This is a genomic window from Nocardioides pinisoli, assembly GCF_024199985.1.
GTDB classification, from domain to species: Bacteria; Actinomycetota; Actinomycetes; order Propionibacteriales; family Nocardioidaceae; genus Nocardioides; species Nocardioides pinisoli.
In genome coordinates this window covers 43,040-62,944 of the sequence record NZ_JANARS010000004.1, presented here as the reverse complement: position 1 = coordinate 62,944, position 19,905 = coordinate 43,040, and the positions used below count along the sequence as shown (strand labels likewise).

Genomic DNA, 19,905 nt, shown 5'->3' with positions numbered 1-19,905 from the left:
GTAGCGGCACGACGACAGGTGACGACGTGCCTCACGGCACGTGCACGTCGTCGCCGCGTCCCTCCTCGAGGAGGCCCAGCCGGGCGCTGCGGACGGCGGCAAAGGTCCAGAGCTTGTTGAGCACGAACGACAGCGGCGTCACCACGGTGATCACGATGAGCTGGGACCAGTAGAGCCGGTTGCGGAGGCCCGAGGAGTCGTCGAAGACGTCGCTCGGCAGGCTGATGGGAGAACCGGGGTGCATGAGGAGCGTGAGCAGCGCCAGGCCGATCACCTGTCCGGCCAGGCCCACCACGAGGAATGGCCAGTACTCGCGCCACCAGCGCGCGGCGAGGTTGCTCTTGAAGGTCCACGTGCGGTTGAGCTGGAAGTTGGACAGGTTCGCGACCAGGAAGGCGAGCGTCGAGTAGACGTGGTACCAGCGCAGGTTGAACCCGGAGGACCCGATGGCGACGACGGCCTCGTCGAAGTGCGGGCCGAACCGGCGCAGCACGACGAGGGTCAGCAGGTTGACCAGCACCCCGGAGACGCCCACGACGCCGAAGCGGAGGAGGAGACCGACGTTGCGCCGGTGGCGCGTCGTCAGGGCGGCTCCCCGGGATCCCATGGATCGAGGCTACCGACCCCTGCTCCCGGACGTTGCTCCTCTCCCTAGGATTGAGCCATGACGCAGCAGCCCTTCAGCCGTCCAGGTGCCATCGACCTCTCCGGTCTCGGTCGGCCGCCCGCCCCGGCCGGCGCGCCCGCCTCCCGGCCGGCCGCACCGGGCGCGCCCTCCGACGCGCGCTCCTACAGCGTGCTGGTCGACGAGCAGGGCTTCCAGGGCCTGCTCGAGCAGTCGAGGACCGCTCCGGTGCTCCTCGCGTTCTACTCCCGGACCCGGATGCCCGAGAGCGGCCAGCTCGCCGACGACCTCGCGACCGTGGTCGAGGAGCACGAGGGCCGCTACCTCCTCGGCCTCGTCGACATCGACGCCGTGCCCCAGATCGCCCAGGCGATGCAGATCCCCTCGATCCCGCTCGTCGTCGCCGTGGTCGACGGACGTCCCATGCCCCTGCTGCAGGACCCGCTCCCCATCGACGAGCTGCGCACCGCCCTCACCCAGGTCGGCCAGCAGCTCACCGCGCAGGGCATCACCGGTCGCCACCAGCCCAGGGCCGGCGCCGCCCCCGCGGCCGAGGGCGACGAGGAGGTCGTCGACCCGCGCTACGCGCCGGCCCAGGACGCGCTCGTCGCGGGTGACGTCGACGCCGCTGTCGCCGAGTACCAGAAGCTGGTGGACGCCAACCCGGCCGACGTGGAGGCAGCCGGTGGCCTCGCGATCGCGAAGGTCATGCAGCGCACGCAGGGGGTCGACCTCAGCGCCGCCCGGGCCGCGGCGGCGGACAACCCCGACGACGTCGACGCGCAGACCCTCGTCGCCGACCTCGACATGCTCGGCGGGCACGTCGAGGACGCCTTCACGCGCCTGGTCAACCTGGTCGCCCGCACCACCGACAAGGACCGGGAGAAGGCGCGCGACCACCTCCTCGGCCTCTTCGCCGCCGTGGGCAACGACGACCCGCGCGTGCTGGCGGGCCGCCGCGACCTGGCGTCAGCGCTCTTCTGACCCGGGTCAGCGGCGTTCGAGCACCGACCGGCCGGCCTCCAGCCGCGCTACCGGAACCCGGAACGGGGAGCACGAGACGTAGTCGAGCCCGACGGTGTCGAAGAAGTGCACCGACAGCGGGTCGCCGCCGTGCTCGCCGCACACGCCGACCTTGAGGTCGGGCTTGACCTCGCGGCCCTTCGTGGTGCCCATCTCGACCATCCCGCCGACGCCGAGCTGGTCGAGCGACTCGAACGGCGAGACGTCGAAGATGCCGTGCTCGAAGTAGCGGGAGAAGAACGCGGACTCGACGTCGTCGCGGGAGAACCCCCAGGCCATCTGCGTCAGGTCGTTGGTGCCGAAGGAGAAGAAGTCCGCCGCCTTGGCGATCCGGTCGGCAAGGAAGGCCGCGCGGGGTAGCTCGATCATGGTCCCGATCGCGATGTCCAGCTTCATGCCGCGGGCTTCCTGCACCTCGGCGATCACCCGGTCGATCTCGGCGCGGACGATCGCCAGCTCACGCACGCTGGCCACGAGCGGCACCATGATCTCTGGACGGGGCGCACCGTGCACCTGCTGTCGGTCCGCGGCCGCCTCGGCGATGGCGCGTGCCTGCATCCGGAAGAGCCCCGGGATCTGGATGCCGAGGCGCACCCCGCGCAGGCCGAGCATCGGGTTCTGCTCGTGCAGCCGCCGCACGTGGGTCAGCAGCGTCGTGGCGCGCTCGTCGACCTCGCCGCGCTCCTCGGCGAGCGCCACCTCCACGCTCAGCTCCGTCAGGTCGGGCAGGAACTCGTGCAGCGGCGGGTCGAGCAGGCGGATCGTCACCGGCAGGCCGTCCATCGCCTCGAGGATCTCGGTGAAGTCCTGGCGCTGCAGCGGCAGCAGCTCGGCGAGCGCGGCCTCCACGCCCTCCTCGTCCTGCGCGACGATCAGCTTCTCGACGAGCTCGCGGCGCTCGCCGAGGAACATGTGCTCGGTGCGGCACAGCCCGATGCCCTGGGCGCCGAAGCGCCGAGCGCGGGCCGCGTCGTCGGGGGTGTCAGCGTTGGTGCGCACCCGCAGCCGGCGGGCGCCGTCGGCGTGGGCCATGATCCGGGAGACGGCGTGGGCGAGGTCGTCGTCGAGCTTCTCACCCTCGAAGTGGCGCACGACCACCGAGTCCGCGACGGGCACGGCGCCGGCGAAGACCTCGCCGGTGGTGCCGTCGATCGAGATGACGTCGCCCTCGCGGACGGTCTCGCCGTTGCGGACGCGGAACTCCTTGGCCTTGGTGTCCACGTCGAGCGACTCGGCTCCGCACACGCACGTACGTCCCATGCCGCGGGCGACGACCGCCGCGTGGGAGGTCTTGCCGCCGCGACTGGTGAGGATCCCGCGGGCGGCGACCATGCCGCGCAGGTCGTCGGGGTTGGTCTCCTTGCGGACCAGGATGACGTCCTCGCCGCGCTCGGCCCACTCCACGGCGGTGTCGGAGTCGAAGACGGCCTTGCCGACGGCCGCGCCGGGGGAGGCGTTCATGCCCGTGGCCAGGAGGACGCGGTCGGCCGTCTCGTCGAAGCGCGGGAACATCAGGAGGGCGAGCTGGTCGCCGGTCACGCGAAGCACCGCCTCGTCCATCTGGATCAGTCCCTCGTCGACCATGTGGACGGCGATGCGGAACGCCGCCTCGGGCGTGCGCTTGCCGACGCGGGTCTGCAGCATCCACAGCTTGCCGCGCTCGACGGTGAACTCGATGTCGCACATGTCGCGGTAGTGCCGCTCGAGGCGCCTCATGATGTCCATCAGGTGGTCGTGGGACGTGCGGTCGATCTCGGCCATGTCGGCCAGCGACACCGTGTTGCGGATCCCGGCGACGACGTCCTCGCCCTGCGCGTTCTGGAGGTAGTCGCCGTACTCGCCCTGCTCACCGCTGGCGGGGTCACGCGTGAAGGCGACGCCCGAGCCGGAGTCCATGCCGAAGTTGCCGAAGACCATCGCCTGGACGTTGACCGCGGTGCCGAGGTCCTCCGGGATCCGCTCCTGGCGACGGTAGAGGCGGGCCCGGTCGGTGTTCCAGGACTCGAAGACGGCACGGACGGCGAGGTCCAGCTGCTCGCGCGGGTCCTGCGGGAAGTCGCGTCCGGTGTGCTCCTTGATGATGGCCTTGAACGACTCCACCACCCCGCGCAGGTCGTCGGCGTCGAGATCGAGGTCGGAGTCGGTGCCCTTGGCCCGCTTGGCCTCGTCGAGGGCCTCGGAGAACAGCTCGGAGTCGACGTTCAGCACGGTGCCCCCGAACATCTGCAGGAGCCGGCGGTAGGAGTCCTGGGCGAACCGGTCGGACTCGCTGCGGGCGGCGAGACCGCCCACCGAGGTGTCGTTGAGCCCGACGTTGAGGACGGTCTCCATCATGCCCGGCATGGAGAACTTGGCGCCCGAGCGCACCGACACCAGCAGGGGGTCGTCGGCGTCGCCGAGCTTCTTGCCCATCGCCTCCTCGAGCGCCGCGAGGTGGTCGGTGACCTCCTCGGCCATGCCCTCGGGCTCGCCGCCCTCGGAGAGGTAGGCACGGCACGTCTCGGTGGAGATGGTGAAGCCGGGTGGGACAGGCAGGCCGAGGTTGGTCATCTCGGCCAGGTTGGCGCCCTTGCCGCCCAGGAGGTCCTTCTGGTCCTTGCTTCCCTCTGCGAAGTCGTACACCCAGGTCATGAAGGCATCCTGCCTCAGCGACCGGACTCCGTATACGGCTGATCGCCCTCGACCGCGGCGCGCACCCTCCGGGAGGTGAAGTCGGCGGCCAGCTCCTCGACCTCCTGCAGCGTGCAGAAGCGGACGTCGCGGATCTCCCGCTCCTGCATGACCACGCCGGCCAGCACCTCCGGTCCGTGCGTGCCCCCGTCGAAGACCAGGCACACGGCGTCGTCCCAGCCACCCCACGCTGGGAGCCAGTCGGTCAGGACGAGCGCGCCGGGCTCGATCGCGAGCCCGAGCTCCTCCTCGACCTCGCGCTGCACCGCCAGGCGCGGCGACTCGCCGACCTCGACCACGCCGCCGGGGAGGTCCCAGTCGCGCTTGTAGGTCAGCTGGCACAGCAGCACCCGGCCCTCGGGGTCGCGCACGAGCATCTGCGAGATGGCGCGCTTGCGAGGGAGGAAGGAGTTCAGGAGGGAGCGGAAGCCGCCCGGCTCCTGGACAGGGGCGTCGGTCACCAGGCGTGCGTAGACCACCCGGTGGGCCGGCCCGCCGTCCGCGCCGAGCTCGCGTCGTACGCCCTCGCGGTGCAGTCCCGCCCACGTGGCGGCACGCTGGGCGGCGGCGTCATCGGCGTCCACGTGGACCTCGACGCGGCTGTGCGCGGCCAGGGCCGCGGCGACCTCGCGGCGCAGCTCGTCGGTGCTGACCTCGCCCTCCCACGCGAGGCGGGCGACGCCGTCGCCGGACGTCAGAGAGATGGGGCTGGGCACCTCCTCACCCTAGCGAGGGACTGGCAGCGCGAGCATCGACACGTGTGCACGCGCGACGTCCGCCGCCTCGTCCGGGCGCAGCCGCCCCAGGCTCACCGCGACGCCCAGGCCGTCCACCACGGCGTGCAGCACCTGAGCGTGGTGGACGGCCGCCGGCGTCTCGAGCCCGGGCGCTGCGATGCGGACGATGGTCTCGACCGTGGCGGCGAGGTCCTCCTCGTGCACCCGGCGCGCGGCGACCACGACGTCCGGCTCGCCGTCCGCCGTGGTGGCCGGTCGCGGTCGCTCGATGTCGGCGTGGAGCACGTCGGACGGGACGTAGCCGTGGTTGGCGACAGCGAAGCGGTGGTGGAGGGGTCCGCTCTTCGGCGACCTGCTCGGGCTCCGACGGGATCAGTGGCAGCAGCAGGCGCGCGCCGGCCTCCGGTCCCGTCGCGCCGGTCGGTGGCGCGAGTCGGCGGCGGCGCCGACAGGCGACCTCGTTGAGGGCGAGGCTCCGCAGGTCGGCCTCCGGGCTGAGCACCCGCCGGATGGTGCTGACGGAGGTGGCCAGCACCTTGGCGAGCGCGTGTCGGCTGAGCCGCTCCACACCGTGGTCGCGGACGAGAGTGAAGCTCGCCAGCTCGAAGAAGGCGAAGCGTCCGACGTAGTCGACGATCTTGGGCATGGGCCCATTGGAGCAACGGCACGCTCTGTCCGCGACCCGTCCTCCACAGATCGGGGGGTTGTGACCCGGGCCGGTCGGACTCCCCGCACGGCGTGGGGTCTGTTGTGCCACGAGGCGTGTCGGATCGGCTGGGTCTCTGCGCTGGGTGCCAGCACGCGGTGTGTCACCACGAGCTCGGGCCGGCGGCGGGAACCGGCCCGGGTCGGATCGGGTCAGGGGGCGACGTCGAAGCGCGCCATCATGCCGTGGTCCTCGTGGTCGAGCATGTGGCAGTGGATCATGAAGGGACCGGTGTAGTCGGTGAAGCGCGCGGCGACCTCGACCTCCTCGCCGGGCTCGAGACGCCAGGTGTCCTCCAGGCCCCGCTCCCACGGGGGTGGGCGTCGGCCGTCACGCAGCAGCGTGCGCCACTGCTCGGCGTGGATGTGGACGTAGTGGGTGACGTCGCTGGTGTTGCGGAAGCGCCACCGCTCCACCGTGTCGAGCCGGGCACGGTGGTCGACCCGGCCGGGGTCGAAGGCGCGACCGTTGATGGTCCAGGCGCTGCCGTGGTGCGCGGACTCCTCGAGCCCGAACGTCCAGGTCTGCGTGACCTTCGATGGCACCGGTGACACCAGCCGCGGGGACGGGAGCCGCGACGGCAGCCGGGAGGCGTCCGCGGCCGGCGCGCCGACACGGAACTCCATCACGGCGCTCTCGCGCGCGTCGTCACCGGTCTCGCCGCTCGACGCGGGCACCGACCCGAGCACGACGCGCTGCCCGGTCGCTCCGCTGAAGTCCACGACCACGTCGGCGCGCTGGGCGGGACCGAGCAGCACGCTCGACCGGACGACCGCCCGCGGCAGCAGGCCGCTGCCGGTCCCGATCTGGAGGAACGGCCTGCCGTCGGAGAGCGTGAAGTTGTAGCTGGAGAACGGCGACGAGTTGAGCAGGCGCAGGCGGTAGCGCGTCGCCGACACGTCGAGGTAGGGCGCGTAGCGGCCGTTGACCAGGACCTTGTCGCCGATCGTCGCGTCGTCCGGTGGGGCGTCGGGGCCCGTCCACGACATGTCGCCGTGGTGGCCGGACATCTCGGGACCGTCGGCGAACGGGTCCGTCAGCTGGTTGCCGGCGGTGAACGAGCGCTCCGAGACCATCAGCGGAACGTCGCGACGCCCCTGCGGCAGCCGCAGCCCGGGGGTGGGTGGATCGGTGACGATGAACATGCCCTGCAGGCCGCGCCAGTTGTTGCGGGCGGTGCGGTCCATCCGGTGGTCGTGGTACCAGAAGAACGAGCCGGGCTCCGGGCGCCCGTCGACCATCAGCGGGTAGTCGTAGGTCCGCTCGTCGCCGCGCCGGATCAGCTGGGTGGTCGGCTGCCCGTCGTCCGCGGACGCATGGTGGTCACCGTGCAGGTGCGTCGACATCGACCCGGCGCCACGGGGGAGCCGGTTGACGACGGTGACCTCGGTGCCACGCCCGCCGCGTCGCCGGATGGTGGGGCCGGGATAGCTGCCGTCGTAGGTCCACATCGAGGTGCGCGGTCCGTGGGGGAGGGTGCGCACCTTCGCGCGACGCATGACCAGTCTGATGTCGGCGCCCCGGCGCGTCGACGGGACGACCAGCGGTTGCTCGAAGCGGGTGGTCACCGGCTCGACCCCGCCGGCGACGCCCTCGACGGTGATCACGCCGCGCATGTTGGGGTGGAACTTGCAGAAGAACGCCCAGGCGCCGGCCGACAGCCCTTCGACCCCCGGGACCGTCGCGGACGTGCCCGCCGGTACGCGTACGTCGAACACCGGGGTCCCGTCGGCGGCGCGGGCGACCGACGTGACCGTGTGGTCCATCGAGTCGAGGTTGACCACGGTGACGGTGCCTCCGCCACCGACGGTCACCTCGGGGGTGGCGAAGCCGGTGCGGGTGCCGCCCTCCTCCACGACGATCGTGGCGTTGCGGACCGGCTCGGCGGAGGCCGTACGACCCTCCGTCCCGCCCCCGGCGTCGAGAGCCACGAGCGCGAGCGTGCACGCCACGATACCGACCAGCCAGGCCGCCGGCCTGCCGCGCAGGATCCCCGTCATCGTCCCGAGTGTGCAGCAGGGGGGAGGCGCCGGCACCTCCTTACCGCGGTGGTCTGGACCTCGTGCGGATGTCATGCAAATCGGTGATGACGGGCCCGCCGGTCCGTGGCACTACTGGAAGGCGGTGCCGACGGGCGGCACCGCACCTCTCGAGAAGGGTTGGACCATCATGCACGTGCCCATCGGAATGCGCAGGGCGGTGGCGGTGGTGTGCGCGACAGCGCTCGCGAGCTCGCCCGTCCTCCTTGCACCCACGACTGCCGGCGCCGCCAGCCCCGCGACAGCGAGCGCGCGAGCGGCCATGCCCCACCTCACCGCGCTGCTGACGAAGAGGACGATCAGGCTGAAGGGTGGGGAGGGCCTGCACGCCGGACGGGTGAAGCTCACCGTGAAGGGCAGGGGGCCCGTCGAGTTCGCGATGTTCAAGGCGGGCTACGACGTCGCGGACTTCGCCAAGGACGTCAACAAGTTCGGCGCGAAGAACGACGTGAAGGCCCTCAGGCACGCCCTCAAGAACACGACGATCATCGGCGGACTGGCCGGCGGGGGCAGCGGCACCATCGTCTTCCCGAAGCCTGGTGCCTACACGCCGATCTCGCTCGGTGAACGCGGTCTGACCACCGGCAAGACGCTCGTCGTGCAGGGCCCCAAGGGCTCCACCAAGGCCCCCCGCACCGACGGCTCGATCATCGGGAAGAACGGCCCGTCGTGGGGAGGAGCCTCGCAGCTGCCCGCGAAGGGTCGCTTCGAGTTCAAGAACAAGGCCGACCAGCCGCACTTCGTGGCCATGCAGCAGGTGCAGCCGGGCACGACCACCGACCAGGTGCTGACCTACCTCCAGAGTGGCGAGGAAGCCCCGCCGCCGTGGGGGCTCCCGGCCGGCCTGGAGACCGGGACGCTCAGCCCCGGGCGGAGCATGACCGTCGACTACGACCTGCCGCCCGGTCAGTACGTCGTGATGTGCTTCTTCCCCGACCCCGACATGGGCGGCATGCCGCACGCCCTCATGGGGATGCTGAGGATGATCAACCTCACCTGACCGGGCTCCGGTTCCGGGTCGTCGTCAGTCGGCGGCCCGGAACCAGACCGTCGCCAGAGGCGGCACGACGATGTCGGCGTGGGCCGGCTGGCCGTGGTGCTCGCCCTCGACGGCCGTGACGGAGCCGAGGTTGCCCACCCCGGACCCGTAGTAGACCTCCGCGTCGGTGTTGAGGACCTCCGTCCACGTCCCGGCCGACGGGAGGCCGAGGCGGTAGCCCTCGTGCGGGGTGCCGGCGAAGTTGGCCACGCACACCAGGTCCGGCTCGCCGGGGGAGCGGCGCACGAAGGAGAACGTGTTGGCGCCCGCGTCGTTGGCGTCGATCCACTGGAAGCCGGACGGGTCGTTGTCGCGACCCCACAGCGCGGCGGTCTCGGTGTAGGCGCGGTTCATGTCGCGCACCATGGCGTGGACGCCCGCGTGCTCGGGGTGCTCGAGCAGCCACCAGTCGAGCTCGCGGCTCTCGGCCCACTCGGACTCCTGCCCGAACTCGCAACCCATGAAGAGCAGCTGCTTGCCGGGGTGCGCCCACATGTAGGCGAGGTAGGCGCGCAGGTTGGCCAGCTGCTGCCAGCGGTCGCCGGGCATCTTGCGCAGCAGGGAGCCCTTGCCGTGGACGACCTCGTCGTGGCTGATCGGCAGGACGTAGTTCTCCGCGAACGCGTAGACCAGCGAGAACGTCATCTGGCCGTGGTGGTGGCTGCGGTAGAGCGGGTCCTTCGAGACGTAGTTGAGCGAGTCGTGCATCCAGCCCATGTTCCACTTGAACCCGAAGCCGAGGCCGCCGTCGCTCGTCGGGCCGGTGACGCCGGGCCACGCGGTCGACTCCTCGGCGATCGTGACGATGCCGGGCACCCGCTTGTAGACGGTGGCGTTCATCTCCTGGAGGAACTGCACTGCCTCCAGGTTCTCGCGGCCGCCGTGCTTGTTGGGCGACCACTCGCCGTGCTCGCGGGCGTAGTCGAGGTAGAGCATCGAGGCGACGCCGTCCACGCGCAGGCCGTCGGCGTGGTACTCCTCGAGCCAGTAGACCGCGTTGGCGTAGAGGAAGTTGCGCACCTCGTTGCGCCCGAAGTTGAAGATGTGGGAGCCCCACTCCTTGTGCCACCCGCGCTGCGGGTTGGGGTCCTCGTAGAGCGGGGTGCCGTCGAAGCGGGCCAGCGCCCACTCGTCGGTGGCGAAGTGCCCGGGGACCCAGTCGAGGATCACGCCGACCCCGGCCTGGTGCAGCCGGTCGATCAGCCGCTTGAGCCCGTCCGGGTCACCGAAGCGCGAGTCCGGGGCGAAGTAGGACGTCACGTGGTAGCCCCACGAGCCGCCGAACGGGTGCTGCATCACGGGCATGAGCTCGACGTGGGTGAACCCGAGGTCGGACACGTAGGGGACCAGCGCGTCGGCGATCTCGTCCCACGAGTAGAGCTCGCCGGAGTAGTGCTTGCGCCACGACGCGAGGTGCACCTCGTAGGTCGACATCGCCTCGTCGACGGGCTGGCTCGCGCGGCGCTTCTCCAGCCAGGCGTCGTCGTTCCACTGGTGCTCCGAGCGCCACACCTTCGAGGCGGAGCTCGGCGGCTTCTCGGCGTACTGGGCGAGGGGGTCGGCGCGGTCGACCCACTGCCCGTCGGCCCCGCGGATGCGGTACTTGTACTGCGACCCGACACCGGCGCCCTCGACGTGGGCGTGCCAGACGCCCGAGCCGTCGAGGCGCGTCATCGGGTGCGCCGAACCGTCCCAGCCGGCCCACTCGCCGGCGACCTGGACCTCCATCGCGTTGGGGGCCCAGACGCGGAACGAGGTGCCGTCCGCCCCGGCCTGCGCGCCGAGGACCGTCCAGAGCTGCTCGTGGCGGCCCTCGCCGATCAGGTGCAGGTCGAGCTCACCGGGGGCGTGGGCGTCCACCGGCGTGCTCGCGGGCTCGGCCACGGGCTTGCTCACGGGATCGGTCACGGGCTTGCTCACGGGCTTGGTCATGAGGTCTCCTCCAGCGCGGCGAGAGGGATGGAGAGCCATCCCGGGCGGTTGCGGGCTTCGTAGACCGCCTCGTAGACGACCTTGTCCGCGAGGTAGGCCTCGAGCAGGGCGCTGTTGGCGCCGTCGAGCTCCTCGCCCCGCTCGCGGGTGTACGCGTCGACGAAGGCGGCGCGGTTGCGGGCGGCCCACTCGGAGGCCCGGTAGGCCCGTTGCTCGGCCTCGCCCCCGACGTCGGCGCCGCCGGTCATGGCCACCACGCGGGGGGCGTAGTCGAACGAGCGGACCATGCCCGCCACGTCGCGCCAGACCGAGTCCGGCCGGAGCCGCTCGGCGAGCGGCTTGGCCGGCTCCCCCTCGAAGTCGACGATCTTCCAGCCCTTGACGGTGCGCAGGGTCTGGCCCAGGTGGAGGTCGCCGTGGACCTGCTGCACGTCGACGCCGTCGAGCTCGCGCAGCCGGGCGAACGTCTCGCGCAGCCGCTCCTCGTGCGGCGCCAGGTCCGGTACGACGTCCAGCGCGGCGACGAGCCGACCCTCCATCTCGCCGGCCAGCCCGCCCAGCGCGTCGGCCTCGCGACGCTCCACGGGGAAGTGCTCGGCCAGGTCGGCGTGCACCTCGGCGAGCGCCACCCCGAGTCGCGCGGCCTCGCCGGCGAAGTCGCCGCCGACCTCGTCGGCGTGGAGGTCGGCCTCGGCGAACAGGTTGCGCACGCTGGCCAGGGCCAGGTCCCAGCCGTCGCTCGCGGTGCGGAGGAACTGCTGCAGCATCGCCAGCTGGATGGTGGTGTTGGTGGCCTCGTCGATCAGGTCGAGCCAGCCGTAGAGCGCGGCGACGTGGGTGGACCCGGCCTCGGTGAGGACCTGGTGGATCGCGATGTCGGGATTGACCCCCGGGGTCACCTTGCGGAAGACCTTCATCAGCGCGTCCTCGCCGAAGGCCACCGACGAGTTGGACTGCTCGCCGGAGAAGAGCGTCGAGTGCGCCTTGATGTCGAGGTCGTGCCCCGGCAGCCGGTGGAACATCAGGTCGCCGCGCACGTCGGAGGGCGGCGCGGGATCGACGCCGTGGCGGGCGAACGCCGCCAGCCACAGGGCCATCGCCTGCCGGTCGTGCAGCGCGTCGTAGACGAAGGCGTGGCCGAGCTCCTCGTCCTCCCACTCCCCGATGAGGGCGTGGGCGATGCGCTCCTGCGGCTCGGTGTAGAAGGCGAGCGGCAGCTGGTAGAGGTCGCTCGACCCGTCGCCGTACGAGATCTCGGCGAGCTCGATCGTGACGTGCAGGCCCTCGGGCGCGTCCGGCAGCCGACCGACGCGGCGCAGGTCACGGAGCTCCCAGTCACGTCCCTTGCCGCCGAACCAGCGCGCCTCGTCGATCCAGCTCGTGATCTCGATCCTGCTCATGGCTCCACCCCCGTGGTGCTCGGATCCGTCAACCGCAGCCACAGGAAGCCGTAGCCGCCCAGGGTCAGCAGGTAGGGCAGCTCGCCGACGGCCGGGAACGGCACGCCGCCCAGCAGCTCGATGGGGACCATGCCCTCCCACTGCCGCAGGTCGAGCTCGACGGGCTGGGGGAAGCGGGACAGGTTGTTGACGCACAGGATCACGTCGCGATCCTCGGGTCCGCGGTGCTCGCGGATGTAGGACAGGACGCTCGGGTTGGAGCCGCCGAGGTCCACGAAGTCGCCGAGCCCGAAGGCCGGGTGGCGGCGCCGTGCGTGCACCAGCCGCCGTGTCCAGTGCAGCAGCGAGGAGGTGTTCTCCAGCTGCGCCTCGACGTTGACCGACTGGTAGCCGTAGACGGGGTCCTGGATCGCCGGCAGGTGGAGCTTGCCGGGCGTGGCGGCGGAGAAGCCCGCGTTGCGGTCGGGCGTCCACTGCATCGGCGTACGCACGCCGTCGCGGTCACCGAGCCAGATGTTGTCGCCCATCCCGATCTCGTCGCCGTAGTAGAGGACGGGGGAGCCGGGCAGCGACAGCAGCAGCGCGGTGAACAGCTCCATGCGGTTGACGTCGTTGTCGAGCAGCGGCGCGAGGCGGCGGCGGATGCCGATGTTGGCCTTCATCCGCGGGTCGTGGGCGTACTCCGACCACATGTAGTCGCGGTCCTCGTCGGTCACCATCTCGAGGGTGAGCTCGTCGTGGTTACGCAGGAAGATGCCCCACTGGCAGCCGTCGGGGATGGCCGGTGTCTGCTCGAGGATCTCCGAGATCGGGAAGCGCGACTCCCGGCGCACGGCCATGAAGATGCGCGGCATCACGGGGAAGTGGAATGCCATGTGGCACTCGGTGCCGATCCACCGGCCGTCCTCGGTCTGCTCGGGGCCGAAGTACTCCACGACGTCGGCCGGCCACTGGTTGGCCTCGCAGAGCAGCACGCGCCCGGGGTAGTTCTCGTCGACGAAGCGTCGGCACTTCTTGAGGAAGTCGTGCGTCTCCGGGAGGTTCTCGCCGTTGGTGCCGGGGCGCTCGTAGAGGTAGGGCACCGCGTCGAGGCGGAAGCCGTCGAGGCCCATGTCGAGCCAGAACGCCATCGCGTCCAGCATCGCGTCGTGGACCTTGGGGTTGTCGAAGTTGAGGTCGGGCTGGTGGTGGAAGAACCGGTGCCAGAAGTACTGCTGGCGCACCGGGTCCCACGTCCAGTTGGACGGCTCGGTGTCGACGAAGATGACGCGGGCGTCCTGGTAGAGCTCGTCGGTGTCGGACCACACGTAGAAGTCGCCGTAGGGGCCGTCCGGATCGCTGCGGCTCGCCTGGAACCACGGGTGGGCGTCACTCGTGTGGTTCATGACGAAGTCGATGATCACCCGGATGCCGCGCTGGTGGCAGGCGTCGATGAACTCGTGGAAGTCCTCGACCGTGCCGCACTCGGGGAGGATGTTGTTGTAGTCGGCGACGTCGTAGCCGCCGTCGCGCAGCGGCGAGGTGAAGAACGGCGGGACCCACAGGCAGTCCACGCCCAGCCACTCGAGGTAGTCGAGCTTCTCGATCAGGCCCTTGAAGTCGCCGGTCCCGTCACCGTTGGAGTCCCGGAAGGACCGCACCAGCACCTCGTAGAAGACCGCCGTGCGGAACCACTCGGGTTCGGCGTTGAGCACGGCGGTCGCCCGGGTCGCGTCCGTCGGCATCTGTGCCGAGGTGGGGTGCTCGGTCAACGGGTCCTCCTGACGGTGATCACGTGGGCAGGTTCGTAGCCGGGGTCGAGCCGGACGTAGTTGTGCGCGGTCCAGCTCCAGTCCTCACCGGTGATCTCGTCGTGGGCCACGAACGAGTCGTGCCACTCCATGCCCAGCGCCGGCATGTCGAGGTGGACCATCGTCTCGCGCGTGCCGTGCGGGTCGAGGTTGATCACGGAGATCACGATGTCGCTCTGCCCGTCGGGGAGGTCGTGCCTCTTCGAGAACACCAGCACGTGGTCGTCGTCGCTGGAGTGGATGGTCACGTTGCGCAGCAGCTGGAGGGCCGGGTGCTGGCGGCGGATCTCGTTGAGCCGGGTCAGGTAGGGCGCGAGGGTGGTGCCCTCGGCGTCGCGCTGCTCCCAGTCGCGGATGCGGATCTGGTACTTCTCGGAGTCGAGGTACTCCTCCGAGCCCGGCTTGACCGCGACGTGCTCGAACAGCTCGTAGCCGGCGTAGACGCCCCAGCTGGGCGACCCGGTGGCGGCCAGGGCCGCGCGCACCTTGAACGCCGCGGGACCGCCGTACTGCAGGTAGGCGTGGAGGATGTCCGGGGTGTTGACGAAGAAGTTGGGCCGCATCAGGTGGTCGGACTCGTGCGAGACCTCGACGAGGTAGTCCTCGATCTCGCGCTTGCCGGTGCGCCAGGTGAAGTATGTGTAGCTCTGGTGGTAGCCCACCGCGCCGAGGCCGTGCATCATCGCCGGCTTGGTGAAGGCCTCCGACAGGAAGAGCACGTCGGGGTCCGTACGACGTACCTCCGCGAGGAGCCACTCCCAGAAGGCGAGCGGCTTGGTGTGGGGGTTGTCGACGCGGAAGATCCGCACCCCGTGGGACATCCACAGCTTGACGATCCGCAGCACCTCGCGGCAGATGCCGGCCGGGTCGTTGTCGAAGTTGATCGGGTAGATGTCCTGGTACTTCTTCGGCGGGTTCTCTGCGTAGGCGATCGTCCCGTCCGCGCGGGTGGTGAAGAACTGCGGGTGCGTGGTGACCCACGGGTGGTCGGGCGCCGCCTGGAGCGCCAGGTCGAGGGCGACCTCGATGCCGAGCTCGCGCGCGCGGCCCACGAAGGCGTCGAAGTCCTCGAAGGTCCCGAGGTCGGGGTGGATGGCGTCGTGGCCGCCGTCCTTGCTGCCGATCGCCCACGGCGAGCCGGTGTCGTCGGGGCCGGGGGTCAGCGTGTTGTTGGGGCCCTTGCGGTTGACCTCGCCGATGGGGTGGATCGGCGGCAGGTAGAGGACGTCGAAGCCCATCTCCGCGACCCGGTCGAGGCGCTTCGTCGCGGTCAGGAAGGTGCCGCTGGTGACCTTGCCGGTCTTCGGGTCGCGCGTCGCACCCTCCGAGCGCGGGAAGAACTCGTACCAGCTGCCGAAGAGCGCGCGGGTGCGGTCGGCGCGGAACCTGAACGGCCCGGTGACGGTGAGCAGCTCGCGCAGCGGGTGTGCGAGCAGCACCCGGTCGAGCTCGGGGTCCTGCAGGGCGGCGAGGCGCGCGCCGACCGGGCGGCCGGTGTCGGTCGCGGCCGCGAGCGCGCCGGCGACGATGGCGGCCGACGGCTTGTCGAGGGCGTCCTTGCCGGTGCCGGCGGCCACGCGCTCGAGCAGCAGGCGGGCCTCGGTGAACATCAGCTCGACGTCGACGCCGGCGGGGATCTTGATGCCTCCGTCGTGCTGCCAGGTGGCGATCGGGTCGGACCACGAGTGGATCTCGAAGGTCCACTCACCCTCGACGTCGGGCGTGACGTGGGCGACGTAGCGGTTGGGGGTGTCGCCGTCCGGGCGCATCCGCACCGGTTCGCGCTTGCTGCCCTGCGGGTCGGTGGCCACCACCTCCGCCGCGAGCTGGTCGTGGCCCTCGCGGAACACCGAGGCGCGCACGGGCATCGGCTCGCCTACGGTGGCCTTGGCCGACTGTCGACCCAGGTCGACCACGGGAGAGACATCCATCACGGGTATCCGTCCAACCATGGCCCCACACTTTCGAACCCGGACCCCGCACGCAAGCCGACCGCGGTCGAGGCCACCCCTTGGGACGCCCCGGCCGCGGTCGGACAGGTGAGGACCTCGCTCGGTCAGCGGCGTGACGCCACCGTGATGGAGCGCAGCCGCGTCCGCGAGGGCGAGAACGCCGTCGCGTCGGCGGGCACGAACCGGGCCCGGACGGTCGTGCGACCCGGGCGGAGCGCCTTCCTCGGCACGCGCACCCGTGCGGTGCCGTCCTGGGTCGCGACGACCTTCCACCGCTTCCCGGCCAGCCGCACCACGAACGTGCCGGCCTCGCGGTCCGCGGCCGAGCGCACGGTCAGGAAGAGCACCGGGGCGGGCTTGCGGCGCGTCTGGTAGGCGCGCTTGACGATCATCCGGGTCCGGGTCGCCACGGCTGCGGCCGTGGTGGTGGCGGGCGTGGTGGCGGGCGTGGTGCCGGTCGTCGTCGGGTCGGTGGTGGGGGCGGTGGTCGGGGCGGTGGTCGGGTCCGTGGTGCCGGTCCCGCCGTCGGTCCCGCCATCGGTCCCGGGGGTGCCGGGCTGCTCGGGCAGCGTCGCGTCCTCACCGAAGACCTGCAGCTCCGAGGCGTGCACGATCGTGCCCCGGTCCGAGCCCGTCTTGCAGTCGGTGGGCACGGTGTCGTTGGCGGTCTGCTGGCCGGCGTAGGCCTCCTGGCCGGTGCACTGGTTCTCCAGCGTCACCAGGCGTACGGCGGCGGCCTCGGTGTCGGGCACGTCGAAGCCCCGCATGGTGAGCGTCGGCGCGACCGGCCGCGGCAGGGTGCTAGGGAAGGCGTCGGCGGGCGAGGTGTAGAACCGCGTCCACTCGGCGTCGGCCGACCCGCAGTCCGTCGTGCACGCCTCCAGGGCGAACTGGCGCAGGGCGGTGAAGCGCGAGCCGGAGTCCGGGTCCTCCTGGGCGAGCGGCAGCCCGGTGCCCGACTCCGGTGCCGGGGTGAGGTGCGCGCTGACCTGGACCCGGCGCACGGTGCTGACGTCACCCGCGAGGTCGACGGCCACCGACGGGTGCGCCTCGTCGACCTGGGCCTCGGTCACGCCGCCCCAGTTGGTGGCCTCAGTGCCGTCGATGAGCGCCTCGGGGTTGAGCGACCCGTCGGTCGCCCCGATGACCGCGGCGCCCGCGGCCGAGCTGGCGAGGTTGACCACGTCGCCGATCGTCTCGGTGCGCGAACCGCCACCGGCGGGCACCGTCATCGTCCATCGGGTGAAGCCGCGGTCGGGCGAGACGGCAAGCATCTCGTAGGTGCCGGGGGTGAAGGCCGCGCTGGCCCCGAGACCGGTCTCCGGGTCGGTGTCGGCCACGGGGGTGACGCGGGCCTCGTAGTCGCCGACGTAGATCCTCGCGGCGCCGGTGGTCGCGAAGGTGATGGTCGCGTTGGGGCCGGTCGGGCTCGCGAAGCTCGGCGTCGGCTCGTGGTCGTCGGCGTCGGTGACCGACGCGTCCGCGCCCATGCCGCGTCGGGCGAAGGCGGCCCACAGGACGTCCTCGTTCGAGCCGTCGAAGCGCATCCTGTCGGCGGCGATCATCGCGTCGCGGGCGTCGAGCATCGACGTCGCTCCCTGCTGGAGGAGGTAGGAGTCGAACATGAGCTGCACCCACCGCCGGTTGCCCGGGCACGTGTCGACGGGTCGGGGGGTGGCCGTCGGCGTCGCCTGCGCGCACGCGAGCTGCAGGGCCTCGTCGTCGTACGGGAAGCGGTCGTCGTACTTCTCGACGAGCGCCTGGCGGACCTCCCACATCGTGCCGTTCCAGATCTCGCCGTCGGCGTGCACCTCGGGCCCGGTGGAGTCGAAGCCGTAGTCGGAGAAGTTGAGCGGGTTGTCGTCGATGGAGTAGTCGCGGATCGCGGTCTCGGTGTTGCCGGTGGCATAGGCGCCGACGGCCCACACGTTGCCGCCGTTGCTGTAGCCGTGCGAGAACTGGTACTCGCCGGCGACCAGGTCGCCCCACGACTCACCCATCGCACCGCCCTGCTCGGACGTCAGCCCCTCGTCGGGACCGCCGACCATGCGGTTGGTGATGGCGTGGGTGTACTCGTGGCCCACGATGCCCATGTCGAGGCCGCCGTCGGTGCACGGCGCGTAGAACGCCCCGGCGATCGGCTCGAAGAGGTACTGGTTCGTGATGCCGGGCGTGCCGTCCTGGAGCGTGACCTGGTTGGCGTTGTCGCGGCCGAGGAAGCTCGGGCTGCCGCCGGTGATCGCTCCGGCCTGGGCGTTGCCCACCTCCTGGTCGCCGCCGACGCCGCCTCGGCTGCCGTTGTCGAGCTGGAGGTTGTAGTTCTCCTCGGTGAAGCCGAGGTAGTAGGAGTAGTCGTGCATCCGGTTGTGCGCGGCGAACAGGTTGCCCACGGAGGCGCCGATGTCGTTGCCACCCGGCACCAGCTGCGCGACGTCGCACCGGCTGTTGTTCCAGTCGTCCTCGAACTCGGTGGTGTAGCTCCGCTCCGGCGACACGGGTGCCTGGAACAGGCCACCCGGGGTCAGCGGGCTGGCCCACGCCTCGTGGGTGTTGGCGTTGTTGCCCACGGTCGTGAAGGTCGGCAGGGCACCGACGGTGTCCCACGGCCCGAAGGCGGCGACGTTGCGCAGCGGGGTCGGCGGGGAGGTGCACCCGGCGTCGGCGTTCCAACAGCCGATGATCGAGTTGTCCGGGGTCTCGGTGGGGGAGTCGAGCGTGGGGTTGGCGGTGAACCAGCGCCACCGGGGGTTGCCGACGACGTCGCCGGACGTGGGTGCGGCGCTGTCGCTGGTGCTGACGGCGAGCGTGTACGGCCCGGCCACCACGGACGCGGCGTCGAAGGGGCACACCTGCGCGGCGTAGGTGCCGGCCGGGATGGACTCGGAGGAGTACGTCGCCACCTCGGGGTTCGTCGCGAGGTCGCCCGCGACGAGGAGGGAGTCGCCCTTGAAGATCTTGACGACGAAGTCGTCGACAGGCAGGCCGGACGCGACGGCGGTGATCGACCTTGTCAGGTCGTCGGTGAGGTCGAAGGCGTGTTTCGGACCGCACTCCGTCGCGGTGGTCGTGCCGGTGAAGACGTCGTTGTAGACGTGGTTCTCGGTCTTGTTGTGGCGGACGAGGACCTCGCCGGTCACCGCGTCGACGAGGGTGGTGAAGGCGAGCGAGGCGCCACCGGCGACGTTGACGACGTTGGCCTCGAGGACCGGCCGCACGGAGCCGTCGGCCATCGGCAGGGCGCGCCGGCGCACCTGCTGCTCCTGGGCGAAGCCGGGCACGGTGAGCCGGGTCCAGCCGCGGTCCACGGTGGACGTGATGTCGCCGACCTGGGCCGCGGGGACGCCGACGGACAGGTCGGTCGCGGCCTTCAGCCACCCCTGCAGCGGCGTCAGCGTGGCCTCGGGCAACGTCCCGGTCGTGCGCGCGAGCGAGGACGAGACGTAGGCGACCCGGCCGTCCGCGACGCCGACGGTGACCAGTCCTCCGACGGCGGGCGCGAGGCCGTCGACGTCCTGGCGGAACAGCACCGCCCGGGCGTCGGAGTCGGCGAACCGCTGCGAGCTGACGAGAGCGAGGTCATCGACCGCCGCGGCCGGCATCCCGAAGGCCTCCGCGTTGGCGCGGAGCCAAGCGCGGGCGGCCTCGACGGGCGTGCCGGGGGCGGCGCCGAGGCTGCCGTCGGCCGGCAGGATGGAGGCGGGGGTGCCGAGCGAGCCCCAGCGGGCGGTGACCTCGCCCATCTCCGCGACGGCGCGGCGCTGGGCCGCGGTGGGGGTGGCGGTCCCGCGGGTGTCGACGTCGCCCGGGCCGGCGACGGGGTCGCCCAGCGTGCGGACGTCGGGCGGCGTGGGTCCGGGGGTGACCGTCTCCGGCTCGGCGGTGGCCGGGGAGGCGATCGTGGTGAGGGTGGAGATCGCGAGGAGCGTCGCGGCGGCCAGGAGGGTGCGGCCGAGGCGTGGACGGGGTCGGGTCATGCCCGCAACAACTGCCGG

Annotated in this window: 12 protein-coding genes; 2 read left to right on the top strand and 10 right to left on the bottom strand. The window is 71.4% G+C overall.

Going from position 1 to position 19,905, the window contains the following annotated elements; translation table 11 throughout:
* Positions 1-31 precede the first annotated feature (31 nt).
* Positions 32-607: a GtrA family protein gene (locus NCI01_RS09750; RefSeq protein ID WP_254181292.1), complete on the bottom strand. Its 576-nt coding sequence runs from the start codon at positions 605-607 to the stop codon at positions 32-34.
* Between the two features lie 57 nt (positions 608-664).
* Between NCI01_RS09750 and NCI01_RS09745 the strand changes: the two genes are divergently transcribed.
* The gene (locus tag NCI01_RS09745) at positions 665-1,609 is read left to right on the top strand and encodes a co-chaperone YbbN (RefSeq protein WP_254181291.1); all 945 of its coding nucleotides are present in this window, start codon (positions 665-667) and stop codon (positions 1,607-1,609) included.
* A 6-nt stretch (positions 1,610-1,615) separates the two neighbouring features.
* Here the strand turns inward: NCI01_RS09745 and ppdK are convergent, their stop codons facing one another.
* The 4 genes from ppdK to NCI01_RS09725 form a co-directional block, all read right to left on the bottom strand.
* Positions 1,616-4,279 (bottom strand): pyruvate, phosphate dikinase, encoded by a 2,664-nt coding sequence (gene ppdK, locus NCI01_RS09740; RefSeq protein ID WP_254181290.1) that lies wholly within the window; start codon positions 4,277-4,279, stop codon positions 1,616-1,618.
* A gap of 14 nt (positions 4,280-4,293) precedes the next feature.
* Positions 4,294-5,034 carry an NUDIX domain-containing protein gene (locus NCI01_RS09735; RefSeq protein WP_254181289.1) on the bottom strand — a complete coding sequence of 247 codons (741 nt, stop codon included), beginning with the start codon at positions 5,032-5,034 and terminating at the stop codon, positions 4,294-4,296.
* Between the two features lie 9 nt (positions 5,035-5,043).
* Positions 5,044-5,340, bottom strand: coding sequence for a TetR family transcriptional regulator C-terminal domain-containing protein (locus tag NCI01_RS09730; protein WP_254181288.1), 297 nt, complete (start codon positions 5,338-5,340; stop codon positions 5,044-5,046).
* 573 nt (positions 5,341-5,913) lie between these two features.
* A complete protein-coding gene (locus tag NCI01_RS09725; protein WP_254181287.1) occupies positions 5,914-7,761 on the bottom strand; it encodes a multicopper oxidase domain-containing protein in 1,848 nt (615 codons plus the stop codon).
* Positions 7,762-8,062: 301 nt separating this feature from the next.
* On the opposite strand from NCI01_RS09725, the gene NCI01_RS09720 reads away from it, so the two are divergent.
* On the top strand, positions 8,063-8,800 hold the full coding sequence (locus tag NCI01_RS09720) for a hypothetical protein (RefSeq protein WP_254181286.1): 738 nt from the start codon (positions 8,063-8,065) through the stop codon (positions 8,798-8,800).
* A 24-nt stretch (positions 8,801-8,824) separates the two neighbouring features.
* Here the strand turns inward: NCI01_RS09720 and glgB are convergent, their stop codons facing one another.
* From glgB to NCI01_RS09695, 5 genes are all read right to left on the bottom strand, one after another.
* The gene (gene glgB, locus NCI01_RS09715) at positions 8,825-10,771 is read right to left on the bottom strand and encodes a 1,4-alpha-glucan branching protein GlgB (RefSeq protein ID WP_254181285.1); all 1,947 of its coding nucleotides are present in this window, start codon (positions 10,769-10,771) and stop codon (positions 8,825-8,827) included.
* Positions 10,768-12,171 (bottom strand): maltokinase N-terminal cap-like domain-containing protein, encoded by a 1,404-nt coding sequence (locus NCI01_RS09710; RefSeq protein ID WP_254181284.1) that lies wholly within the window; start codon positions 12,169-12,171, stop codon positions 10,768-10,770. Before NCI01_RS09710 ends, glgB begins: the two co-directional genes overlap by 4 nt.
* Positions 12,168-13,895: a maltose alpha-D-glucosyltransferase gene (treS, locus tag NCI01_RS09705; RefSeq protein WP_254181665.1), complete on the bottom strand. Its 1,728-nt coding sequence runs from the start codon at positions 13,893-13,895 to the stop codon at positions 12,168-12,170. The genes NCI01_RS09710 and treS overlap by 4 nt, the downstream gene beginning before the upstream one ends.
* 23 nt (positions 13,896-13,918) lie before the next feature.
* Complete coding sequence (locus NCI01_RS09700; RefSeq protein WP_302181874.1) at positions 13,919-15,913, bottom strand: alpha-1,4-glucan--maltose-1-phosphate maltosyltransferase; 1,995 nt, start codon at positions 15,911-15,913, stop codon at positions 13,919-13,921.
* Between the two features lie 104 nt (positions 15,914-16,017).
* The gene (locus NCI01_RS09695) at positions 16,018-19,887 is read right to left on the bottom strand and encodes a M36 family metallopeptidase (RefSeq protein WP_254181282.1); all 3,870 of its coding nucleotides are present in this window, start codon (positions 19,885-19,887) and stop codon (positions 16,018-16,020) included.
* Positions 19,888-19,905 lie beyond the last annotated feature (18 nt).